The sequence below is a fragment of the Rufibacter aurantiacus genome, assembly GCF_017916345.1.
Classification (GTDB): Bacteria; Bacteroidota; Bacteroidia; order Cytophagales; family Hymenobacteraceae; genus Nibribacter; species Nibribacter roseolus.
In genome coordinates, this window is sequence record NZ_JAFMSV010000001.1 from 735,244 (window position 1) to 756,948 (window position 21,705).

Annotated in this window: 18 protein-coding genes; 6 read left to right on the forward strand and 12 right to left on the reverse strand. The window is 52.4% G+C overall.

The window, feature by feature from the left end; genetic code table 11:
• Positions 1-366: 366 nt before the first annotated feature.
• From J3P34_RS02965 to J3P34_RS02990, 6 genes are all read right to left on the reverse strand, one after another.
• Entirely contained in the window at positions 367-1,266 is a 900-nt protein-coding gene (locus J3P34_RS02965; protein WP_210486358.1) for an SDR family oxidoreductase, read from the reverse strand.
• An 11-nt stretch (positions 1,267-1,277) separates the two neighbouring features.
• Complete coding sequence (locus J3P34_RS02970) at positions 1,278-1,898, reverse strand: peptidylprolyl isomerase (RefSeq protein ID WP_210486359.1); 621 nt, start codon at positions 1,896-1,898, stop codon at positions 1,278-1,280.
• Positions 1,899-1,971: 73 nt separating this feature from the next.
• Positions 1,972-2,916, reverse strand: coding sequence for a hydroxymethylbilane synthase (gene hemC, locus J3P34_RS02975; protein WP_210486360.1), 945 nt, complete (start codon positions 2,914-2,916; stop codon positions 1,972-1,974).
• Between the two features lie 9 nt (positions 2,917-2,925).
• On the reverse strand, positions 2,926-4,047 hold the full coding sequence (locus tag J3P34_RS02980) for a DNA polymerase III subunit (RefSeq protein WP_210486361.1): 1,122 nt from the start codon (positions 4,045-4,047) through the stop codon (positions 2,926-2,928).
• Positions 4,048-4,198: 151 nt separating this feature from the next.
• Positions 4,199-5,428 carry a GlmU family protein gene (locus J3P34_RS02985; RefSeq protein WP_210486362.1) on the reverse strand — a complete coding sequence of 410 codons (1,230 nt, stop codon included), beginning with the start codon at positions 5,426-5,428 and terminating at the stop codon, positions 4,199-4,201.
• Between the two features lie 65 nt (positions 5,429-5,493).
• The gene (locus tag J3P34_RS02990; protein WP_149097165.1) at positions 5,494-5,736 is read right to left on the reverse strand and encodes a type B 50S ribosomal protein L31; all 243 of its coding nucleotides are present in this window, start codon (positions 5,734-5,736) and stop codon (positions 5,494-5,496) included.
• A gap of 171 nt (positions 5,737-5,907) precedes the next feature.
• Here J3P34_RS02990 and J3P34_RS02995 point away from each other — a divergent pair, with 171 nt between their 5' ends.
• Positions 5,908-6,417 (forward strand): phosphoribosyltransferase family protein, encoded by a 510-nt coding sequence (locus J3P34_RS02995; protein ID WP_210486363.1) that lies wholly within the window; start codon positions 5,908-5,910, stop codon positions 6,415-6,417.
• Positions 6,418-7,227: 810 nt separating this feature from the next.
• On the opposite strand, the gene J3P34_RS03000 is transcribed toward J3P34_RS02995, so the two are convergent.
• The 3 genes from J3P34_RS03000 to J3P34_RS03010 are packed head-to-tail and all read right to left on the reverse strand — an operon-like array spanning position 7,228 to position 9,942.
• The gene (locus J3P34_RS03000) at positions 7,228-8,337 is read right to left on the reverse strand and encodes an MlaD family protein (protein WP_210486364.1); all 1,110 of its coding nucleotides are present in this window, start codon (positions 8,335-8,337) and stop codon (positions 7,228-7,230) included.
• Positions 8,338-9,111, reverse strand: a complete 774-nt coding sequence (locus J3P34_RS03005) for an ABC transporter ATP-binding protein (RefSeq protein WP_210466319.1) — start codon at positions 9,109-9,111, stop codon at positions 8,338-8,340.
• A 12-nt stretch (positions 9,112-9,123) separates the two neighbouring features.
• Positions 9,124-9,942 carry an MlaE family ABC transporter permease gene (locus J3P34_RS03010; RefSeq protein WP_210486365.1) on the reverse strand — a complete coding sequence of 273 codons (819 nt, stop codon included), beginning with the start codon at positions 9,940-9,942 and terminating at the stop codon, positions 9,124-9,126.
• 487 nt (positions 9,943-10,429) lie between these two features.
• On the opposite strand from J3P34_RS03010, the gene J3P34_RS03015 reads away from it, so the two are divergent.
• The 4 genes from J3P34_RS03015 to secDF all read left to right on the forward strand — a co-directional run bounded on the left by J3P34_RS03015 (position 10,430) and on the right by secDF (position 15,360).
• Positions 10,430-11,026, forward strand: a complete 597-nt coding sequence (locus tag J3P34_RS03015) for a non-canonical purine NTP diphosphatase (RefSeq protein WP_210486366.1) — start codon at positions 10,430-10,432, stop codon at positions 11,024-11,026.
• 77 nt (positions 11,027-11,103) lie between these two features.
• Positions 11,104-11,727 carry a uridine kinase family protein gene (locus J3P34_RS03020; protein ID WP_210466322.1) on the forward strand — a complete coding sequence of 208 codons (624 nt, stop codon included), beginning with the start codon at positions 11,104-11,106 and terminating at the stop codon, positions 11,725-11,727.
• 152 nt (positions 11,728-11,879) lie between these two features.
• Positions 11,880-12,194 carry a hypothetical protein gene (locus J3P34_RS03025; RefSeq protein ID WP_210486367.1) on the forward strand — a complete coding sequence of 105 codons (315 nt, stop codon included), beginning with the start codon at positions 11,880-11,882 and terminating at the stop codon, positions 12,192-12,194.
• 175 nt (positions 12,195-12,369) lie between these two features.
• Complete coding sequence (secDF, locus tag J3P34_RS03030) at positions 12,370-15,360, forward strand: protein translocase subunit SecDF (protein WP_210486368.1); 2,991 nt, start codon at positions 12,370-12,372, stop codon at positions 15,358-15,360.
• Positions 15,361-15,781: 421 nt separating this feature from the next.
• Here secDF and J3P34_RS03035 read toward each other — a convergent pair whose 3' ends face one another.
• A complete protein-coding gene (locus J3P34_RS03035; RefSeq protein ID WP_210486369.1) occupies positions 15,782-18,025 on the reverse strand; it encodes a monovalent cation:proton antiporter family protein in 2,244 nt (747 codons plus the stop codon).
• A 290-nt stretch (positions 18,026-18,315) separates the two neighbouring features.
• A complete protein-coding gene (locus tag J3P34_RS03040; protein WP_210486370.1) occupies positions 18,316-18,720 on the reverse strand; it encodes a hypothetical protein in 405 nt (134 codons plus the stop codon).
• A 278-nt stretch (positions 18,721-18,998) separates the two neighbouring features.
• Here J3P34_RS03040 and J3P34_RS03045 point away from each other — a divergent pair, with 278 nt between their 5' ends.
• Positions 18,999-19,880 carry a YitT family protein gene (locus tag J3P34_RS03045; RefSeq protein WP_210486371.1) on the forward strand — a complete coding sequence of 294 codons (882 nt, stop codon included), beginning with the start codon at positions 18,999-19,001 and terminating at the stop codon, positions 19,878-19,880.
• Between the two features lie 104 nt (positions 19,881-19,984).
• On the opposite strand, the gene J3P34_RS03050 is transcribed toward J3P34_RS03045, so the two are convergent.
• On the reverse strand, positions 19,985-21,409 hold the full coding sequence (locus tag J3P34_RS03050) for an APC family permease (RefSeq protein WP_210486372.1): 1,425 nt from the start codon (positions 21,407-21,409) through the stop codon (positions 19,985-19,987).
• Between the last annotated feature and the right edge of the window lie 296 nt (positions 21,410-21,705).

The following is a 21,705-nucleotide window of genomic DNA, read 5'->3' on the forward strand; positions in this document are numbered from 1 at the left end:
CCAAGCCCCATTGCTGCAGCCGCGCTCTGCGGGCGTTTGTCACTTTTCTCCTTGATGAGAAAAGTAACCAAAAGCATCAAGAAGCCTCAAACTCGCTGACGCTCGGACAGTAAGGCTTCAATCAAGGTACCACCGGGCTGCCGTCCTCTGTTTCATAGCCAATGCAGGACATTACTGCTTGGCACGACCCTACTTGCGGCAGGCCAGTGCTCGGCCTCACTGTAGGCCTTCGCCCCGGCCTGCCGCAGGAGACAGCTTCCTTAGGTGCTGTTGCAAGCCATGCCACCTACAATTGGGGATTAAAGGTCTTGAACGAGAACGGCCCTCCTGCATAATGCAAAAGGGCTGTTCCGGTTAACTTGTTTTTTATATCTGCTCTGCAACAATAGCAATGCTTTCTTTGAACGTGCGGGGCTGGTAGCCTAGCTGCGTTTTGGCTTTGGTGATGTCAAAGCCGGTGCGTGGGGGGCGCTTGGCGGGTTGGGTGAAGATAGAACCGTCTACTTCCTCAATCAGGCTTTTGTCCAGGTTGAAGTACTCTGCTACCTGGATGGCCATTTGGTAGGGGGTGAGCAGTTCTTCGCCGGAGATGTTGAAGATTCCCTGGGCATCATGCTTGGCGGCGAGCCAGCAGCCCTGAGCCAGGTCCTCGGCGAGGGTTGGCGTGCGGAGCTGGTCGTTCACCACTTTGATCTGCTTGCCTTGCTCCAGGGAGCCTTTCACCCACAGCACAATGTTGGAACGGCCGTAATCATGCACAATCCCGAAGACCAGCACCGTGCGCAGGATTGCCCATTTGCAGGCGGCGTTTTTCACCAGTTCTTCGGCGGCCAGTTTGCTCTCGCCATAGAAGTTCACCGGGGCACCTTCGGCGTCTTCTGAATAAGGGCCGTTTTCACCATCGAAGATAAAATCTGTGGAGACGTGGATGAGGTGCACGCCGTGCCGCTCCGAGGCCTTTACCAGGTTTTCTACGGCGTCTACGTTCTGCTTCCAGCATTCTTCGCGCTGGCTCTCGCAGTCGTCCACGTTGGTCATGGCGGCGGTATGGATGATGTGCGTAGGCTGCGTCTCCGCGATCACGCTTTCCACCTGCCCGGCATCGGTCACGTCCATGGCGGCGAAGGCCACGTGCGGGTACAGCTCGGCTAGTTTGTTCTGGCCCCTAGAGGAGGCGATGAGTTTGATGTGGGGCTCGGCGTGGAGCAGGCCAATCAGTTTCTGCCCCAGCAGACCGTTGGAGCCGGTAATGAGGATCGTCTTCATAGTGGAGAGGTCTATTCGTAACGGTAGCCGTACAATTTAGTGATTTTCTTTTTAGGCATCTTCTTGGCGGTTACCGTCATTTTGATGTCCTGGGTAGGCCGGTCACGGTAATCTTTGGGCGCCTCCGCGATTTTGTCAATCACACTCAAGCCGTCAATCACCTGACCGTACACCGTATATTGTTTGTCCAGGAACGGAACGCCCTCATGGTTCTCCACCAGGTAAAACTGCGATCCGCTGGATTCTCTTTTGGGATTCATCTGGTCTCCCATCCGCGCAGCGGCAAGCGCGCCGTAAATGTGTTTGTGGTGCGGCAGAATCTCGGCGGGAATAGGAGCTTGTGGACCTCCGGCGCCGTCGTTGTTCGGGTCCTCGTCTTTGGAGTTGGGGTCGCCGCCCTGGATCATGAAATCATTGATGACCCTGTGGAAGGTGGTGCCGTCATAGAATTTCTGTTTCACCAACTTCAGGAAATTCTCGCGGTGCTTTGGCGTGTCCTCAAACAACACCAACCGAATGGTACCCTGGTTTGTGCTGATGGTGACCAGGTAATCTTTCTTGCTTTTCTTCTGGGCGAATGCGGTAACTCCTAACAGCACCAGCAAAGCCAACAAGTACAAACTCTTTTTCATGGGTGTTTTTAGATAAACAGGGCTAAAACAGAAGTTTCCTCAGCCGCTCCGCCCTGCTCCTTTATTAAATCTTTTATGCTTTTTCTTCTCTGATGGCTTTTAAAATGCGGTCGCCGCCTTTGCTGAGTACGGTATGCGCCAGTCTCTCTCCCATGGCCTCGGCCTGGTCTGCGGGAGCGGTCAGCTCTTCCACAATGAGTTCCTTGCCGTCCAGGCTGATGATGCCAGCTTTAAGCGTGAGGGTCTCCCCATCAATGGTCGCCAGGGCGAAGGACGGGATGCTGCAGCCGCCTTCCATGGTACGCAGGTAAGCCCGCTCAGCCAGGAGACACAGGTGCGTGGGTTTGTGGTCCAGGGCCAGTTTCAGGTTCAATTTGCGTTCCAGCGATAGGTTCTTGGAACACTCTATGGCCACGCTGCCCTGTCCGGCGGCGGGAATGAATTTGTCCAGCGGAAGGTGCTGCGCCACCATGTGGTCATATTGCATGCGGGACACGCCGGCATAGGCCAGCAGAATGGCATCGTACTGACCGTCTTTCAGCTTCTGGATGCGGGTCTGCAGGTTGCCGCGGCACTCAGATGTGATCACATTGGGATAGAAGCGCTTCAGCATAGACCGGCGGCGGGTAGAAGACGTGCCGATGACCTGCTGCCCCTCACCCAGCTTGAACAAAGGATCGAAGGAGATCACCACATCATGCACTTTCTCGCGCTCCATAAAGGCCAGCAGTTCCAAATCATCGGGGATGGTGGACTGCACGTCTTTGGCGCTGTGCACGGCAATATCAGTAGCGCCGGTACGCAGGCTTTCCTCCAGTTCCTCGGTGAACACGCCTTTCGCGCCTATTTTATCCAAAGACCGGTCTAACACGATGTCTCCTTTGGTGGTGATGGTCACGATCTCCACTTCCATGCCGTTGGCGCGCAGCGTATCTGCTACATGGTGGGCCTGCCACAAAGCGAGCCGGCTGCCTCGGGTAGCGATGCGGATGGGAGACGTTGGTTCAGTTGTTTCCATGTTCTCTGTTTATGCCACTGGCCTGATGAGCTGGGCAATCTGTATAGAGGTATTTAAAAACGTGATTTTAGGGTGGGCGTTCCGCTCAATGTGGTAATGCGCCTCGTTCAATTCATGCGACAATTGTGCCCCGTTGCCCTGATGGATCAGTTTGGAGAACTTCTGCACAAAGTCCAGCTCCGGCGGCGGCAAAAACGCAATCAGCTTACTGTTTACGCCAAACAAAAGCACTTTCCTAAGCAAGCCCAGAGCAAACTGCAGGAAGTTCTTCTGGTTCTCGCGGCCCAGCTTCTGGAAATCCTCGCTCTGCTCCAGCACGCCATCGAACTTGTGGTTGTAGCACAGGCGCATCCAACTCAGGAAGAACGTAAAGTAATCCGAGGTCATCTCCTGGCTCAAAACGCGGGCGGCCTGCAGGTTTCCCTCGGCCAGAGAGACCACCTGGTAGGCGCGTTCCCGCTCGGTGCCCCGCTGCTCCATCAGGTACTGGATCACCTCTTCATCGGTGAAGGCGCGCACCTTTACCAATTGGGTCCGGGACAGGATGGTAGGCATGATCTTGTCTGAGGCGTTGCTCACGAGCAAAAACACCGTAGCGGCCGGCGGCTCTTCCAGGAGCTTCAACAAGGCGTTGGCGGCGCTGGCGTTCATGAGCTCGGGGAGCCAGATCACAATGACTTTGTATTTCGCCTCGAAAGCTTTCAAAGATGTCATGCGCACCAGCTCGCGGCTCTCGCCTACCGGAATGGTGCCTTGCTTGTTCTCGGCCCCGATGAACTGCATCCAGTCATTGAGGGTCTGGTAGGGGCTGTCACTGAGGAAGGCGCGCCACTGGGTCACAAAGTTCTTGCTCAGGGCATCCTGGTCTTTCACCTTGGTCACCGGCATCACAAAATTCAGATCGGGGTGGATGCGCTTGCTGATCTTGTTGCAGCTGGGGCACACGCCGCAGGAATCCTGGAGCTGCGGGTCCTCGCAGTTGAGGTATTGGGCATAGGCCAGCGCCAGCGCCAGGTTGGCACTCCCTTCAGATCCTAAGAAAAGCTGGGCGTGGGCCACGTGCTGTGACTTCACGGAGTTCAGCAGCAGTTGCTTGGTTTCCTGGTGGCCGTAAATCTGGGAAAACTGCACGTATGAAGGTTAATTTTGAATCTAAGGCGCGGAAACTCTGCTCCCGCGCCAATTGGTCTGTAAAGATAACGGCGCCGGATCGTTTTTGCCCTACTTTTCAGAAAATAGAGTGAAAACCATCCGGCGCCGGGGTTCTATGTTTTTGCGCGGCTTAGGCAGTGGTGCCCGCCGGCTCCGTTTCCCAGGTGCGGAAGGTTTTGGTCTCCTCAAACACCTGGTCAAAGATCTTACGGTCTTCCTCAGAAACCGAAAGGCCGCGACGGCCTACTACCGCCTGGGCCACTTCATAAAACTTGTTCAGTTTAAACGTTTGGGACTCTGCCCCACCACCCCAGCTGAACGACGGCACAAAGTTAGGCGGATACCCGGCCCCGAACACGTTGGCGCCCACGCCCACCACCGTTCCGGTGTTGAACATGGTGTTGATGCCGCATTTGGCGTGATCGGCCATGATGGTGCCGCAGAACTGCAGGCCGGTGTCTTCCATTTTCTCCTGGGCGTGGCTGTAGAGCCGTACGTTGGAGTAGTTGTTCTTGAGGTTGGAGGTATTGGAATCGGCCCCGAAGTTGCACCACTCCCCTACCACCGAGTTACCCAGGAACCCATCATGCCCTTTGTTGGAGTATCCGAAGAACACGCAGTTACTGATCTCGCCGCCCACTTTGCAGTACGGGCCCACGGTCACGTCGCCGCGCATCTTGCCGCCCATGTTGATCACAGATTCCTCGCAGATGGCAAACGGTCCTCTGATCACGGTTCCCTCCTGCACCTGCACGTTCTTCCCGATGTAGATAGGACCGGCCTCGGCGTTCAGGATGGCCGCTTTGAAAATCACGCCTTCCTCAATGAAGATATCCTCCGGCTTATAGGCCACCGTATGCGGATCTGAGATTTTCTGGCTAACGCGGCCCTGGGTCACCAGTTTGAAATCCTCCCGAATTTGGGGTCCGTTGAACTTGAAGATGTCCCACAGATGCCGAACCACCGTATGCGCCGGAAGCTCCACCTGCACTCTCTCTGAGGTGTTGTGTTGATAGACCTCTTTAATGCTTCTCAGGTCCAGATGGTCTGCGTTGAGGGCCACCAAGAGCCCGTCCTGATACAGGGTGCCACCCACGGGCAATTGCTTTATCTGGGCCAGCAGTTCCGGAGTAGGGCAGATGGCACCGTTAATATAAAGGTTATTGCCATCGGCTAGATGCTGCGGGAATTTGCCCTGCAGGTATCCCTGCGTGAGGTGAGAAACCAATTCCCTGGAAAGGGTTTGCCACTTCTCAGCAATGGTCAGGATCCCGATCCGGATCTGGGCCACGGGCCGGGTGTAGGTGAGCGGCAGCAGGTTGGCCCGCAGAACCGGGTCGTCAAAGAGAATGATGTTCATAAGGCAAAAATAAAAAAGTCTTCCTGAGGTTCAGGAAGACTTCTGTACGGAGAACCGCAATACGCTTATTTTTTGTAACGCTGCTTGAACTTGTCAATACGGCCGGCAGTATCCACGTAGATGTTTTTACCGGTGTAGAACGGGTGCGAAGCAGAAGAAACCTCCACTTTAACCACTGGGTAAGTCTTGCCGTCTTCCATGGTGATGGTCTCGTTAGAGTTCATGGTAGAACGAGTGATGAATTTGAAGTCTGAGGAAGTGTCCTGGAAAACGACTTCTCTGTATTCAGGATGGATGTCCTTTTTCATTATGCTATATTTTTAACTACGGATTTCTAGAATAGGACTGCAAAAATAGGGCATTCGCCTCACAATTAAAACCTTTTCCCGGAAATATTTTCAAAGATACAACTCTGCCATGTACCATGCGGCTGTTTTGGCGATTATTTTGGTAATTTGGCCCCTAAACAGCAACTCGCCATGGTCTTTACACAAGAGAACCGCATCCTGGACCACCACCAGATCCTGCAGAAAATCAAGCGCATGGCGTTTGAGATCTACGAACAGAACTTTGAGGAAAAGCAGCTGGTGCTGGCCGGCATCCATGAGAACGGCTACTTTCTGGCCCAAGCCCTGGCCCAGGAACTGAGAGAGATCTCGCCGCTGGAGGTACAACTGGTAGGCGTCTCCCTGCACAAAACCGAACCCCTCACCCATGACATCCAGGTGGAGCCTTCCCTTTCCTCTTTGACCCACACCCCTGTGGTACTGGTAGACGATGTACTGAATACCGGCAGAACGCTGGCCTACACACTGCGGGAGTTTCTGGAAAAAGACTGCAAGAAACTGGAGATTGCCACACTTATCAACCGTCACCACCCGCTTTACCCTATTTCCGCCACTTACACCGGTTATTCTTTAGCTACGACCCTGCGGGAGCATATTAGGGTAGTGTGGACGGAGGATGAATGGAATGCTTATTTGTTGTAGGGTTTTAAGGCTGGTTTTGGGAAATTGGGTTTGAAACACCTTTTATTCTTCCATTAATATTCTAGCCGCACGTTAGCCTTTTGCCTTAGTGAAGCGTTCCTAAACAATTTATAAAATCGTAGTCCGCTTTTGCTGGCGTAGCAGCGCTGTTTGCGTGGGTGCATAAGCTTGATTGTTGCATCGCTGGGCTCCGAGCGCTCACGGCCGCGAGGCCCCGCCTTCCGGCCTCGCGCTGCTGTTTTAGCCTTGGTCGGTTGGCCTGCCTGCGGCACCAGGTCTAAAACAAAGGCGCTCCACCGAAAGGCTGGGATTGGGAATATGGTAGGAACGTCTCAGACCTCGCAGGTTATGAAAACCTGTGAGGTCTTCATAATACTATGACATGGTTCAAGTCTGTGACTTGCACCCATGATGCGGGCAGTTTGTAACTGCCTGAGGCGAGAGCCTCAAATTACTCTTGTAACATTTTCCGCTGGCGCGAGCTTGCAGCTCGTGTCCGCACGCATTCCAGAGATTCTCCTCGGGAAGATTGCCCAAAGAGTATTGTTTACACCTGCCGAGTCACTCAATTCCATTAGTTGCAGATTGTAGAGACCAGGCACCGCCTTGTCTCCAACGGTTCCACCGCAATAGACAGTGGCAACAAAAAGGGCACCCACAAGAGGTGCCCTACTATTTGCTGATCTGCCCGCCGTTGTTGGTGTTATCACCAACAACCCTTAAGGCGTTACTATCATTATTTTCCCCCTTGCTGCTTTAGGCCTATTTCCCTGAAAACAACTTCTAAACACTAGCCACAACCTTATACAATCAATACGCCGGTCCCGGAGTAGCAGCGGGTGTTTCGGCGGGCTCGTTGCTCGTGGTAGCGGGGACAGGTTGCTTTTTCTTGTCTTGCTTCTCTTCCAGTTTCTGGAGGCGTTCCTGGCGCTGCTGCTCGCGTTCCTTTTGTTTGGCGTCGCGTTTGGCTTTGCGGCGGAAGAAGCCGTTGAGCAGGATGCTGTGTTGCAGGCTTTCCATGTTGGCGTCCAGTTTATCGGTGCCGGCTTCCAGGTTCTGCATGGTCAGTTGCAAGTCCAGGGCAAACTGCTCGTCGTTGAGGAGCACGCCTAGGGCGTTGTTGTTGCTGTTAAGTTTGTCTGAAGTACGGTTGAGTTTGCTCGTGAGTTGATTCGTGGTGGCCATCACCTGCTCCAGTTGCGCCACAGTGGCCTGCAGTTTGTTAAAAGTGACCGTATCGGTGAGCAGATCATCGGCGAGGCCGCCTTCGGTGTTCAGTTTATTGGAGAACTGCGCCAGAGCCTGCGAGGCCCGCACGCTGGTGGCCGAAGTTCTCTGCAGGTTGGCCAGGATGGCCTGGAAATTCTGGGCAAGCTGGTCATCGGTGAGCAGCGCGCCCGCCAAGCCTTCGCCGTTGGCCAGGCCGGAACTGAGTTTTTTGAAATCGGTGGTGATAGCTACTAGGTTCTTGTTGTTTTCCTGGAAAGTGGCCATCATTTCCTCGGTGCTGAGCTGGGCCTCGGTTCCTAGACGGTCGCCTTCCTGGATAGAGGGCATCTGCGGACTGCCGCCGTAGAGCACGATGGCCTTGTTCCCGATGAAACTTTCAGAGCCTATGCGGGCTTTCACGTCCTTGCGGATGTATTTCTGCGATTCCTCGGTGATGTCCATGGTGATGGCTACCTGCGAGGGTCCCTCGAAGGCGATGCGCTTCACCACGCCTACCCGTACCCCGGAGAAAAGCACCTGGTTTCCTATCTTAAGGCCGGTGACATCGTCAAAGATAGCCGATACCTGGATGGTTTTGGTGAAACGCTTTTGCTGGCCGCCTAGCACAAAGATGCCTACCACCAGTATCACCAGCGCTAAAAACACAAAGATGCCTACTACAACGGCTCGCCTATTTTCTACTGCACTCATTTAGTCTATAAAGTTGTAATCATGGAATAATTTCACCCGCTCATCTGGGGTGTCAAACACCTCATCAAAGGTGCCCTGGCGCTGGAACTGCCCGTCCAGGAGCATCACCACGCGGTCGCCCACGTCTTTGGCGCAGGTAAGGTCATGGGTGATGATGATGGAAGAGGTATTGAAACGGCTCTGCACCTCATTGATGAGGTTGTTGATGTCGATACAGGTAATGGGGTCAAGACCCGCGGTGGGCTCATCGTAGAGCATGATCTCGGGCTGCAGGATAAGCGTACGGGCAATGCCGATGCGCTTGCGCTGACCGCCGGAGAGCTCAGACGGCATCTGGTTGATGGTCTGCGAGAGGCCCACCGCATCCAGCACCACGGCTACCATGCGGTCTACCTCGGCCCGGGTCATGTCGCGGCGGTTACGTACCAGCGGAAACTCCAGGTTCTTCCGAATTGTCATGCTGTCATACAGGGCGCTGTTCTGGAACGAGAACCCAATCTTCAGGCGCAGCTCGTCCAGTTCACGGCCCCTCAGTTTGGGCACTTCCTTACCCAGCACGTTCACGGTACCGGTATCGGGCTTGAGCAGACCGGCGATGATCTTGATCAGCACAGATTTACCGGTTCCTGATTTACCCAGCACCACCAGGTTCTCGCCTTTATATAAATCCAAATCCACGCCGCGCAACACGTCCAGGTCCCCGAATGATTTCTCCAAGCCTCTAATGTTGATGACGCAGTTGCTTCTATCTATAACGGGTTGTGTCTCCTTCATCGCTTCTATTCATTAAAGGTACCGGAGCGCCGTGATCACCTGCAAAGACAGCAACTCCTCAATAAATACCAGGAACATAGCCGTTACTACGGAAGAATTGGCCGCCTTGCCCACGCCTTCGGTGCCTTTTGAGGAATGGTAGCCTTTATAGCAGCCCACCACGCCAATGGTAAAGCCAAAGAGCGCCGATTTGATCACTGAGGAAAAGATATCCAGGAACACGATGGCATCGAACACTTGGGTGAAATAAGTGGTGAAACTGGTGCCCTCGTTCGCGTTCACGTTCAAAAAAGCGCCCAATAAAGCCACCAGCATGGTATACATCATGAGGGCCGGAATCATGAACGTAGTGGCCAGCACCCGACTCACCACCAAAAACTTGAACGGATTGGTGGCCGACACCTCCATGGCCTCAATCTGCTCGGTCACTTTCATGGAACCCAGCTCGGCCCCAATCATGGAGCCAATGCGGCCCGCCCCGATCAAAGCGGTTACCAATGGGGCCAGCGCCCGCACAATGGCCAATGACACCAGCGAGGGCAGCCACGAGGTAGCCCCAAACTCGGCCAGCGAGGGCCGGGACTGGTTCATGAACACGATGCCTATGATAAAGCCGGTGAGCGAAATGAGCGGCAAGGACTTCACCCCTATCTCAAAACATTGCCGGATAATCTCTTTGAACTCATAAGGCGGCAGAAATACCTCCTTGAAAAAGCGGCCGATAAACGAAGCGATATTGGCCAGCTCCATGAAAATGCGGTCAAATCTGCGGGAGATTACCTGCGCACGGGGCCGTCTTACCGGTCTTTCGTCATCATTATGAAATTTCATCTACTGTCTTTGTTTTTCATCTTCGGCCTCCCTTTACTCTGGGGTGCCTGTCCAGCACTGGCTATTATGCGCCATGCAGCAATTCAAGGTCAGGGGTAACGAGCCTGTTTCTGATATCAGACATTTCTCACATGTACCCGTTTCAGGCTTGATTTCCTGGAAACAAGGCTAAAACTGCGAACCGATCCGCAAAAGCGGGAACGTCCTTGCGGCGTATACGGCTATCGCTTTCCTTAACTCAAAAAGTTCGGGCAAAATTACATCAAAAAGCCTGATGACCTATTAAAAAGGTTGAGAGTTCTGGGCAAGAGCCAGATGCGTGTGAAATCTGGAAGTTATTTCTGGGCCACGGCCTAGAAAACTCTGCGTTCTGGCTATTCTGGGGCGGTTACCACATCCTGCCTCCCCATTCTAACGTTCTTTGAACTACCAGCTGCACCTAGTATCATTGCCGCACTTACTAACTTACGTTATACCAAAACGCAGTATGAAAATCTGTTTTGCCTCAAACAATGCCCATAAACTAAAGGAAATCCAGCAGTTGCTGGGACCTCCCTTTGAACTCGTGAGCCTGGAAGACCTAGGCTGCACCCAGGAACTGGCCGAGGACCAGGACACACTGGAAGGCAATGCCCTGCAAAAGGCTTCTTACGTGTGGGAGCAGTACCACGTGATCTGTTTCGCGGATGATACCGGGCTGGAGGTAGAAGCACTGAACAACGAACCGGGGGTATACTCGGCGCGGTACGCGGGCCCGGAGCGCGACAACCAGGCCAACATGCGGAAAGTGCTGGAGAACCTAAAAGGCCAGAGCAACCGCAAGGCCCGGTTCAGGACGTCCATCGCCCTTTTCCTGGAAGAAGGCGAGCAACACCTGTTCAACGGCATTGTGGAAGGACATATCATTGAAGAGCCCCGCGGCGAGCAGGGCTTTGGCTACGACCCCATCTTCGTGCCCGAGGGGCATGACCGCACCTTCGCCCAGATGAATAGTCAGGAGAAAAACCAGATCAGCCACCGGGGCCGGGCTGTGCAGCAATTGGTGTCCTTTCTGCAGCACCGCTATGTACAAACCGGCACCTGAAGAAATTCTTTTGAACATGCGTTAGGCTGCATGCACACAAATGGTTAATTTTGCACCCCGTAAACCCATACTTATTTATGCATCAAAAGCCGTTCATTGTAGGAATTACGGGAGGAAGCGCGTCAGGAAAAACCACATTCCTGAGCAGACTACTGGCTTCGTATGCACCTGAGGACATTTGCCTGGTGTCTCAGGACAATTATTACCACGACCGCGACAAACAGTTCATTGACGAGAACGGCTTTCATAACTTTGATTTGCCCAGCTCCATTGACAGCGCCGCGTACGCCCATGACATCCTCCAACTAAGTAAAGGAGAGACCGTCTACCGCAAGGAGTACACTTTCAATAATCCAAACGTGGTACCCCGCCAGCTGGAGTTCAAGCCGGCACCCATTGTGGTGGTGGAAGGCATCTTTGTGTTCTACTTTGAGGAGGTAGCCAAACTTCTGGACATGAAGGTGTACATAGACGCCAAGGAGTACATTAAACTACAGCGCCGCATCATCCGTGACAAAGTGGAACGCGGTTATGACCTGGACGATGTGCTCTACCGTTACACGAACCACGTGGCCCCTACCTATGAGAAATACATCAAGCCGTTTAAGAACGATGCTGATGTGATCATCCCTAACAACCGCCATTTTGATGTAGGGCTGGATGTTCTGGTAACCTACCTGAACTCCAAGATCAAAAAATAACCTTTTTCAAGCCAAAGGGCACTTATCAAAAGCCTCTGCTGTTTCACCACCAGCAGAGGCTTTTGTTTTATTTCAAGAATCCTCTACCTTTGCTTATAGAGATGAAACCTGGGCACTACATACAACGTAATTGGCGGCTGCTTTGCACAAGCATGGCCTTGCTGTTGGTGCTTACTGTGAACAACAGGACTCTCCCAGCCTACGCCCATACTCCGGCCTCCCCGGCCGAGCAAACGGCGGTGAACAACCAGGGCCGAGACCAGCAATCATCGGTGGTGAAACAGAAAGTTTCCTTTGAGGCCACCACTTCCTTTATTGCCTTACAGATTGCCGAGCCGGCCACCTTCCTGCGCCTCACCTTCACGGCGCCGGTGCAGACTCTGGTGAAAACCGCTCTGGGAACACCCTACTGGACATTCCTTTTGCAGCAACTGACCACGTTGCCTATCTCACCCAACGCACCATAACTTCCTGTTTTCCGGAACTTTACCACTTACAAGGGCATTTACCGAGTAAACTCCGCATTCTCTTTTTGGGTTATGCCTTGCGTTTTCTGATTCCTTTCTGGTTTTCAGGCCCTAAACGGCATTCCCGGCTGCTTATACTATTATCATTCATTTTTATTTATCCATCTATTCACCAATGCGTAACAAAGGTTTTATCCTGGTTTTGACGGTTATCGTATCGGCGTTGTGCCTGTACTATCTGTCGTTCTCTTTGGTCTCCAAAGGCGTTGAAGAAGACGCTACGCGGTTTGCCACCACTAAAACTGGCACCGTAGACCACTACAAAAAACAATCTTACCTTGACTCTGTCTGGAAAGCCCCGGTTTTCAACTTCCTGGGAGCTGAGTACACTTACCAGCAGGTAAAAGAAAGCGAACTTGGCCTTGGTCTTGACCTGAAAGGCGGTATGCACGTAACGCTGGAGGTTTCTCCGGTGGAAATCATCAGAGCTATGGCCGGAGGTCGCAGAGATGCCGCTTTTGAGCAAGCCATTGCCCGCGCCCAGAAACTGCAGGCCACCAGCCAGAAGAACTTCGTAGACCTGTTCTACCAGTCTTACCGTGAGCTGCAGCCAAACGGCAAACTGGCTTCTATCTTCGCTAACAGCACCACCCGTTCTCTTAGCTACAACTCTACAGACAAGGAAGTACTGAACGTAATCAACAAAGAGGTTGATGATGCGGTAGCCCGTTCTTTCAACATCCTGCGTACCCGTATTGATAAATTCGGGGTAAACCAGCCTAACATCCAGCACCTGAAAGGCACCAACCGTATCCAGATTGAGTTGCCAGGCGTTGACAACCCAGAGCGTGTTCGTAAACTGTTGCAAGGAACCGCTAACCTGGAGTTCTGGGAAGTTTGGAGCGTGCAGGAGTTTGGTCCTTATTTCACTCAGTTGAATGACTACCTGGTAAAAGAAGAAGCCGCGAACAAACTGAAAGGCGCTGCTGCCCCTTCTTCTACCCTGGCTTCTGCTGCTGACACCACTAAATCTTTGACTGCCGCCGCCGGTGCTGATACTTCTGCCTTGGCTGCCCAGTTAAGCAAACCCGCTGACAGCGCTGCTGCCAAGAAAGACTCTATCAACCCTAACCAAAGCTCTCTGCTGGCGCGTCTTTTCACTACCCTGCCAGGTGGCTTAGGTACCAATGTGCGTGACACCGCCAAAGTAAACGCGCTGTTCGCGAAGCAGGAAGTGAAAGCTCTGTTCCCGCAGAACATGAAGTTCCTGTGGGGCGTGAAGCCAATCGTTTCTAATGACGGTGCTGAGTTCCTGGAAATTTACGCAGTGAAGAAAGGCCGCGAAGGCAAAGCTCCTTTGACTGGTGAGTACATCTCAGATGCCCGCCAGGACTATGACCAGCAAGGTCGCCCAGAAATCAACATGAGCATGAACGCCGCCGGTTCTAAGAAATGGCAGCGTCTGACTGGTGACAACATCGGTCGTCAGGTAGCTATTGTGTTGGATGACTATGTGTACTCTGCCCCAGTGGTACAGAGCGAGATTGCCGGTGGTAACTCTTCTATCTCTGGTTCTTTCACCATTGAAGAGGCGCAAGACTTAGCCAACATCCTGAAAGCCGGTAAAATGCCAGCTCCTACCCGTATTGTGGAAGAAGCCATTGTAGGTCCTTCTTTGGGTCAGGAAGCCATCAACCAGGGATTGCTTTCTTCTTTGGCCGGTATGGGTCTGGTGGTTCTGTTCATGTTTGCCTACTACAGCAAAGGTGGTCTGATCGCTAACATCGCCCTGTTCTTCAACATCTTCTTCATCATTGGCATCCTGGCGCAGTTTGGTACTGCCCTTACCCTGCCTGGTATTGCCGGTATGGTATTGACCATGGGTATGTCTGTGGATGCGAACGTACTGATCTTTGAGCGTATCAAAGAGGAATTGCACGGCGGCATGAGCATGGGCGAAGCCATCAGAAGAGGTTACAGCAAAGCGTTCAGCTCTATCTTTGACTCCAACGTGACCACGTTATTGGCGGGTATCATCCTGTACTTCTTCGGTTCCGGTCCAGTAAAAGGGTTCGCCATCACGTTGATGATTGGTATTGCTACCTCTTTCTTCACCGCGGTATACATTTCCCGCCTGCTGATTGAGTGGATGACCAAAGGCAAAGACACAAACGCAATCTCCCTGGAGACGCCGCTTTCCAGAAACTGGTTTAAAAACATCAAGTTCGATATCCTGGGCAATCGTAAGAAAGCGTACATCTTGTCTGCTATCTTTATCCTGTTCGGTATTGTGGCCGTGTTCATTAAAGGCGACCTGCCGTTGGGCGTTGACTTCAAAGGCGGTCGTTCTTACGTGGTAGACTTCAAGAGTGCGGTTCCTGCCTCAGATGTAAGATCTGCCCTGGATGACGAGTTCAAAGGCGCTGGTACTGAGGTAAAAACCTACGGTGCTCCTAACCGCTTGAAAGTCACCACCAGCTACATCGCTGAGAATGAGTCTACCCAAGCCGATGAGACCGTAAGAACTGCCCTGGTACAAGGTCTGAAAGAATACCAGAACCTGAACCCGCAGATTGTAAGCTCTTCTAAAGTGGGCGCCACCATGGCCGATGACATTCAGAAGACAGCCATCATTGCGGTATTACTTGCCTTTGCGGGTATCTTCATTTACCTGGCCTTCCGTTTCAGCCGCTGGCAGTTCAGCTTGGGCGGGGTAATCGCCTTGATCCACGACGTGTTGGTGGTATTCTCCGCCTTCACCATCGCTAACCTGTTCGGGGTTTCCTTCGAGATGGACCAGGTATTCATCGCGTCTATCCTGACCATCATTGGTTACTCAATCAACGATACCGTGGTAGTGTTTGACCGTATCCGGGAGTTCTCTCATGAGAACCCACGTATGAAGTTCCGTGACATTGTGAACCCAGCCTTGAACAGCACCTTCAGCCGTACCATCATCACCAACTTAACCGTATTGTTGGTGGTAATCATCCTGTTCATCTTCGGTGGTGAAACCCTGAGAGGCTTCTCCTTCGCGATGTTGATCGGTTCCTTGACCGGTACTTACTCTACCTTGTTCATCGCCGCCCCAATTGTGGTGGATACTACCAACGTAGATAGAGAGAAACTGGTAGCTGTGAAGCCAACCGTGGTTGCTGCGAAATAACAGCAATAACTTACTCACATAAAAAAAGCCGGGCACCTGCCCGGCTTTTTTGTTTCTATGGTAATTGCAATGGATTCTGTTTAAAGCCTGCCCAAGAATTAACCAGGAAACTGGGCTAAGATTGGTTTTGAAAGCTTTAGGCGCCCGCCGTTGTTGATGTTATCACCAACAACTTCTACTCAGTTCAGTTTAAAGGCAGTTTTGAAAAAAGAGCCGATAAAGGATTGTTGGTGATAACACCAACAATGGGACGGAAGAATGGCACGGAGAGGTTTCTACTTGAAAGCTAAACTGAACTCATAAACTTCCTGTTGTTTCAAGGCCGATTCTAAGAAAACAGCCCTGAAACAGAAGTTAACAAGTTCAACTTTTCAGGATAGTTGGCTGGTTACATACAACATCAAGAAGATACCCGTCTAACCTAAGCGGACATCGCCTGAACATCGCCTCCCTCCAGAGACTTTATTTTCCTGGGGATGCCTACTACCCACACGATGTCTCCTTCCTGGAACACCATCTCAGAGTCTGGGTTAAGGATTCTCTCCCCTCTCCGCTCAAGTCCCACAATCAACCCCTTGGTTTTCTCTCTGATGCCGGAGTTCCGGATAGACTTGTGCAGCAGAACAGAGTGGCTCTTGATTTGAAGTTTCTGCAGACTTACATTTTCGCGCTCACTGTCTGACGGGGAGATTGACTTGGCCTGGATAAACTGCCGGAAAGCCTCCACTTGCTCTTCTGAACCAAACACGTAGAGTTTATCATGAGGGAAGAGTTGCTCGTTGCGGGTGGGCGCCATAAGGGTGCGGTCTCCCCGTTCAATCACGGCCACATTAACTCCGTACTTCTCCCGGATCTGCAGCTCATACAAGGTCTTTCCTACCACTTCGGCTTCGGGCGCCACATCCAGGCTGGTCAGATGAACATTCCAGGGGGTAATGGTGTGGTGCATCTTGGAGGCTTCTTGGATCTCGCGGGCGTTGAGGTTCCGCAGAAACCGGTTCTCGATCCGGATGTAAAAGCGCTGGATTTTTTTGGAGAAGATGACCATGAGCGCCGCTATCACCAACCCTACCAGGAACGCCAGTTGCACCGAGAAGAACTGGATCAGCAAGAACCAAATGAACAGGATAGCGACGGCGATTCTGGCAAAACCCAGAACAATGACCAAACTGCGGTAATTGCGGTTAGCCCAGATGCGGCCCTGTGCCTCTTTCTGCGGATGGTGCACCGCCAAAGCCCAGAGAAACGGCGCCATAAAAACCAGCGTGATGACCGTGGTGATGATGTCGCCTAAGTTGCCTTCCACCACATTTTGGGTGATAAACGGATTCAGGTACTGGGCCGACAAAAGCACAATACTGATGACGATGACCGAGTACACCACCAGGTTGATCACGTAAGACCGGAGCACCAGTTTCCAGTCGCTGGTGGTGGAGATGGTCTGCGTTCCGGAGCTATACTCATTCAAAGACTTCTGCCACCTCTCCGGCAACACCCTCTCCGCAAACTGGTACAAAGGACCAGACAGCCGAATCATGTATGGAGTAGTGAAAGTAGTGATAGCCGAAACCGCCACCGCTACCGGGTACAGAAACTCGCTGGTCACGTTTAAGGTAAGCCCCAGGGTGGCAATAATAAACGAGAACTCCCCAATCTGCGACACGCTCATCCCCGATTGAATAGAGGTTTTGAGACCTTGCCCGGAAATCAAACCGCCCCCGGTGATGCTGATGGCTTTGCCCAGCAACGTGACAATGGTGATAAGCGCAATGGGTCCGGCGTAGGTCACCATCATGGCCGGGTTGATCAGGATACCCACTGAGACAAAGAAGATGGCCCCAAACAAGTCTTTCACCGACGCAATGAGGTGTTCAATCTTCTCTGCTTTGGTGGTCTCAGCGAGAATAGAACCCATGATAAACGCTCCCAAGGCTGGCGAGAATCCGGCCTGGGCCGCCAAAATTACCATGAGCAGGCACAGCGCCAGGGAGACAATGAGCAACGTCTCGTCGTTCATGAGTTTGCTGGCTTTCCGGAGGAAGGTAGGAATAAGGAAAATACCGCCCAGGAACCAGAGCATCAGGAAGAAAGCCAGTTTGAGCACCGCCGTTAGCATTTCTGAACCGGCAAACTGCTGGCTCACGGCCACCGTGGAAAGCAGCACCATGAGTAAAATAGCCACCAAGTCTTCCACAATCAGAACGCCAAAAACCAGGCCGGCAAACCGTTGGGTTTTCACGCCCAGTTCGTCAAAGGCCCGGATGATGATGGTGGTGGAGGAAATGGAGAGAATACCGCCCAGGAAAATACTATCCATGGTGGTCCAGCCTAGGATCTTACCGGTGAGATAGCCCAACAGCAGCATGACCACCACTTCTATCAAAGCCATGATGGAAGAGGCCCCACCCACCTTTACCAATTTCTTGAAGCTGAACTCCAACCCTAGGCTGAACAATAGAAAAATCACGCCTATCTCGGCCCAAATATTAATGTTCTCCAGTTCTACGATGGTGGGAAGCAGGGAAAAATGGGGCCCCACGAGTAAACCCGCGATAATGTAGCCCAGCACCAAGGGCTGCTTCAGTTTTTTGAATAGAAGGGTAGTGATACCGGCAGCCCCCAGTATCAACCCTAAGTCAATGATGAGATGTGGTAAATGCGTCATAGATGAACAGGTGAAAAGAAAATTCTACTGCCCACGTTGAGGCAGCAAAAAGCATCAGAATGCTAAATAGAGGTACCAACCGCAGGAAAGAACAACTCTCCGGCAATCGGTCTGAAAGTGAAAAGGCAAGAAGGAGCAGTTTTTATCCGCCATGAACCAGCGGCATGTCTGGGTCCGGTGACAGGTAAAAACCACTTGATTTTAAATAAACGGCTGGAAAACGTACCAGCGAAAGTACGCCAGTACAGAAGAGGCACGGGCCTCCGGGTTCCCGATAAGGCTCTGGAAACCTAAGGGGCGTTGGGTTGAAGGGAAGAAAGGAGGTATTGTTTCTGGATAAATGCTTCCCCTGGAATCTCTGATGGGGAAGGCAGTAGATAGGCGAGTATCGGAGGATTAAAAGCCTCAGTTGTTTTGGCCAGCACGGCCGGACTTACTTTCAGAAGCGGGGTTTTGGCTGGCTTGGCATCTTTGAAGGCGTGCAAAGCCTCCTGCTGCACCTTTGCGGCCGATAATTTCCCCGCGCCTCTTTCCAGATACGTGGTGGCCGGAGCCGGTTTGCCCGTGGTAAAACTCAGCAGAAACTTATAAACTTCCACCTCCTGCCCGGGCAAGGTGAGCGCCCAAAGCAGCATCACTCCCATAAGGGAGAACTTGAAAGGGGACGTTATTTTTCTGAATACCCGGTGCAGCATTACCGTAAAGTTAAAAATTTTTAGGCCTCCATGCCAACCTAACCCTTAGTCTTTCAGGCATCTCCCTCCTTTCTAATTGGCTTTGCAGGCAAAAAAGGCAGCTTTTTCTGTCCTTAAGCCCCGTTTTCGGCCTGCTTTTTCTAAAAGACTCCTAAAAAGTAAACAGAGCAATTTCTTTTCTGGGCTTAGATGATTTGCCTGACAAGCCCTCTATTTTCATTATCTTGCTTTGCAAGCAACTGTCCGTTCCTGACTTCCACCAGATACTTCTGCCACCCATGATTTCCGCCGCCGCCCAACACGTTGATTTCCGAGCCGAACTCAAAAACATTCCCCTCATTCTGCTAGGAATCCTTTCCGCGGCGATGGGGCTCAAAGGGTTCCTGCTTTCCAGCCATTTCATTGACGGCGGGGTAACGGGCATTTCCATGCTTATCACGCACCTCTTCGGGATACCGCTCTCACTTTTGATTGTGGTCATCAACCTTCCCTTTATTTTCATGGGGTACCGCTATGTAGGGCGGGTGTTCGCCTTTAAGAGTGCCTTGGCCATTGTGGGGCTATCGGTGTGTTTGGCCGTGGTGACTTTCCCGGATATCACCTCAGACAAGATGCTGACGGCTATCTTCGGTGGGGTTTTCATTGGTCTGGGCATCGGCTTTGCCATGCGCGGGGGCGCCGTGCTGGACGGTACCGAGGTGGCCGCCGTGCTGGTGAGCAAACTGTACCCGTTGATGAAAGTGAGTGACGTGATCCTGCTGCTCAACATCATCATCTTCTGTACCGCCGCTTTTTTCCTGGGCGTGGATGTGGCGCTTTACTCCATCCTCACGTATTTCTCCGCCTCCAAGATGATCGACTTTCTCTTGCATGGAATTGAGCAGTACACCGGCGTGACCATCGTTTCCCGGCAAAGCGAGCAGATACGGGTGGCCATCACCGAGAAACTAGGCCGCGGCGTCACCATTTACCAGGGCAAAAGAGGTTTCGGGAAACGGGGCGATAACCTGGAGATCGACATCATCTTCACGGTGGTGACCAGACTAGAAATCCCAGCCCTGCGCAAAGAAGTAAAATTCATTGACCCCGAAGCCTTCCTCATCCAGCAAAGCATTGACGACACTGACGGCGGAATGGTCAAAAGACGGGCTTTGCATTGATTTGCTTAAAACAGAACTGCTTTAAAATGACTCGGCCTGCTGGTTTTAGGCCCGTTTTGATCAAAACGGGTCTAAAACCAGCAGGCCGAGTCTCTAGGACGAACCTAAGCGTGCTTCTCTATCTCGGCAGGCTCCTGATTTAAGACGTTCTTCTTCATAAACCAATAGTACATGGGAATACCGGTCAGCATCAGGATCATGCCAATGCCTGCCTCCCGGGGACGCACAATGATCGTATTGAAAAACAGAGCCACGCAGAAGATCACCATGATGGCCGGCACCACCGGGTAACCCCAGGCTTTGTACGGGCGAGGGGCATCGGGCATCTTACGGCGCAGGATGAATACGCCTAAAGTAGTGGCGCCATAGTAGATGAACACCGCGAAGATGATCATGTCGGTGAGTTGGTCAAAGGTACCGGACAGCACCAGCACGCAGGCCCACACGCACTGGAACAAGAGCGAATTGGCGGGTACCTGGGCCTGGTTCAGGTTGGCCGCTTTCCGGAAGAACAGTCCCTCCCGCGCCATGGCAAAGTAGGTACGGCAACTGGCCAGGATGGTGGCGTTGGTACAGCCCAAAGTAGTCACTAGAATCAGGATGGAAATGAAAAAGCCACCGCCGCTACCCCAGAAGCTTTTCACCGCCTCAATGGCCGCAATCTGGTTTCCGGCTTTGAAAATACCCTCAAGTTCCTGAATGGGCAGCAGCGCCAGATAAGTGGCGTTGACCAACAGGTAAATGGCAATCACGGTGAACACGCCAATGGTGATGCCGCGCGGAATGTTCACGTGCGGATCTTTGATCTCGCCGCCCACAAAGCCCACCGAGGCCCAGCCCTGGTACGCCCAGAACGCCGAGAGCATGGCCGCAAACACCGCGCTGAACGAAACCGGCTGATTGTTGGAGGTCTGCAGGTCAAAGCTGCGGCTGAGGTCGGCGTTTCCGCTGCCCAACCCAAAGAGGATGATAAGGCCAATGCCAATGAACACCAGAACCAGAATGGCGGTGCTCAGCCCGGCTCCTGCCTTCACGCCACGACTGTTGATCCAGGTCAGAAAAATGATGAGCAGAATGGCCGTGAGTTTCACGTTGAAATCGGCGAAGGGATAGAAAATGCCCGCGATGCTCACATCGGCTAACTCCGGCAGCAGCGGCGGCACCGCAGCCAGGCTGTGCAAAGACTGCGCAAACACGTAGGCCAGCGACGAAATACCCGCCGTCTGGATCACGGAGAACAGCGACCAGCCGTAGATAAAGGCGAAGAAGCGGTTGTAAATGCGCTTGTAATAGGCGTATTCGCCGCCCGTATCGGCGAGCAGACCGGCTACCTCGGCATTACTCAGAGCCCCGAACAAGGTGATGATTCCCCCTAAAATCCAGCAGATGAGCACCCACCCCGGCGAATGCAACTCTGCGGCCATGGGCGCCACTTTCTTGTACACCCCAGACCCTATAATGTTGCCAATCACCACCACCACTACCAGCTTAAGGCCCAATGTGCGGTGCAATTGCTTTGTATTATCCATATTTATGACTTATTTCTTACAAGAAACGAATAATCTCAGAAACCATCCTCATTTAGGGCCTCAGAGGTAGTTCCTCTGGGTCCACTCCTGTCCTAAACCAACTCAAAGTCAAATACATATTCCTGAAAGCTGGATCGGGTAAACTTTCCCAATTACGCCAACCTTTCTCGCTGGCTCACGCCCGGCTTTTAGAGCCATTTATTGAAAAATCGGCCCTAAACAAACTTAAACCCCAGATCTTTCCTGATGCTTCGGGACTAAGGATGTAGGACCCATTTTCATGGAAAAAGAACAAT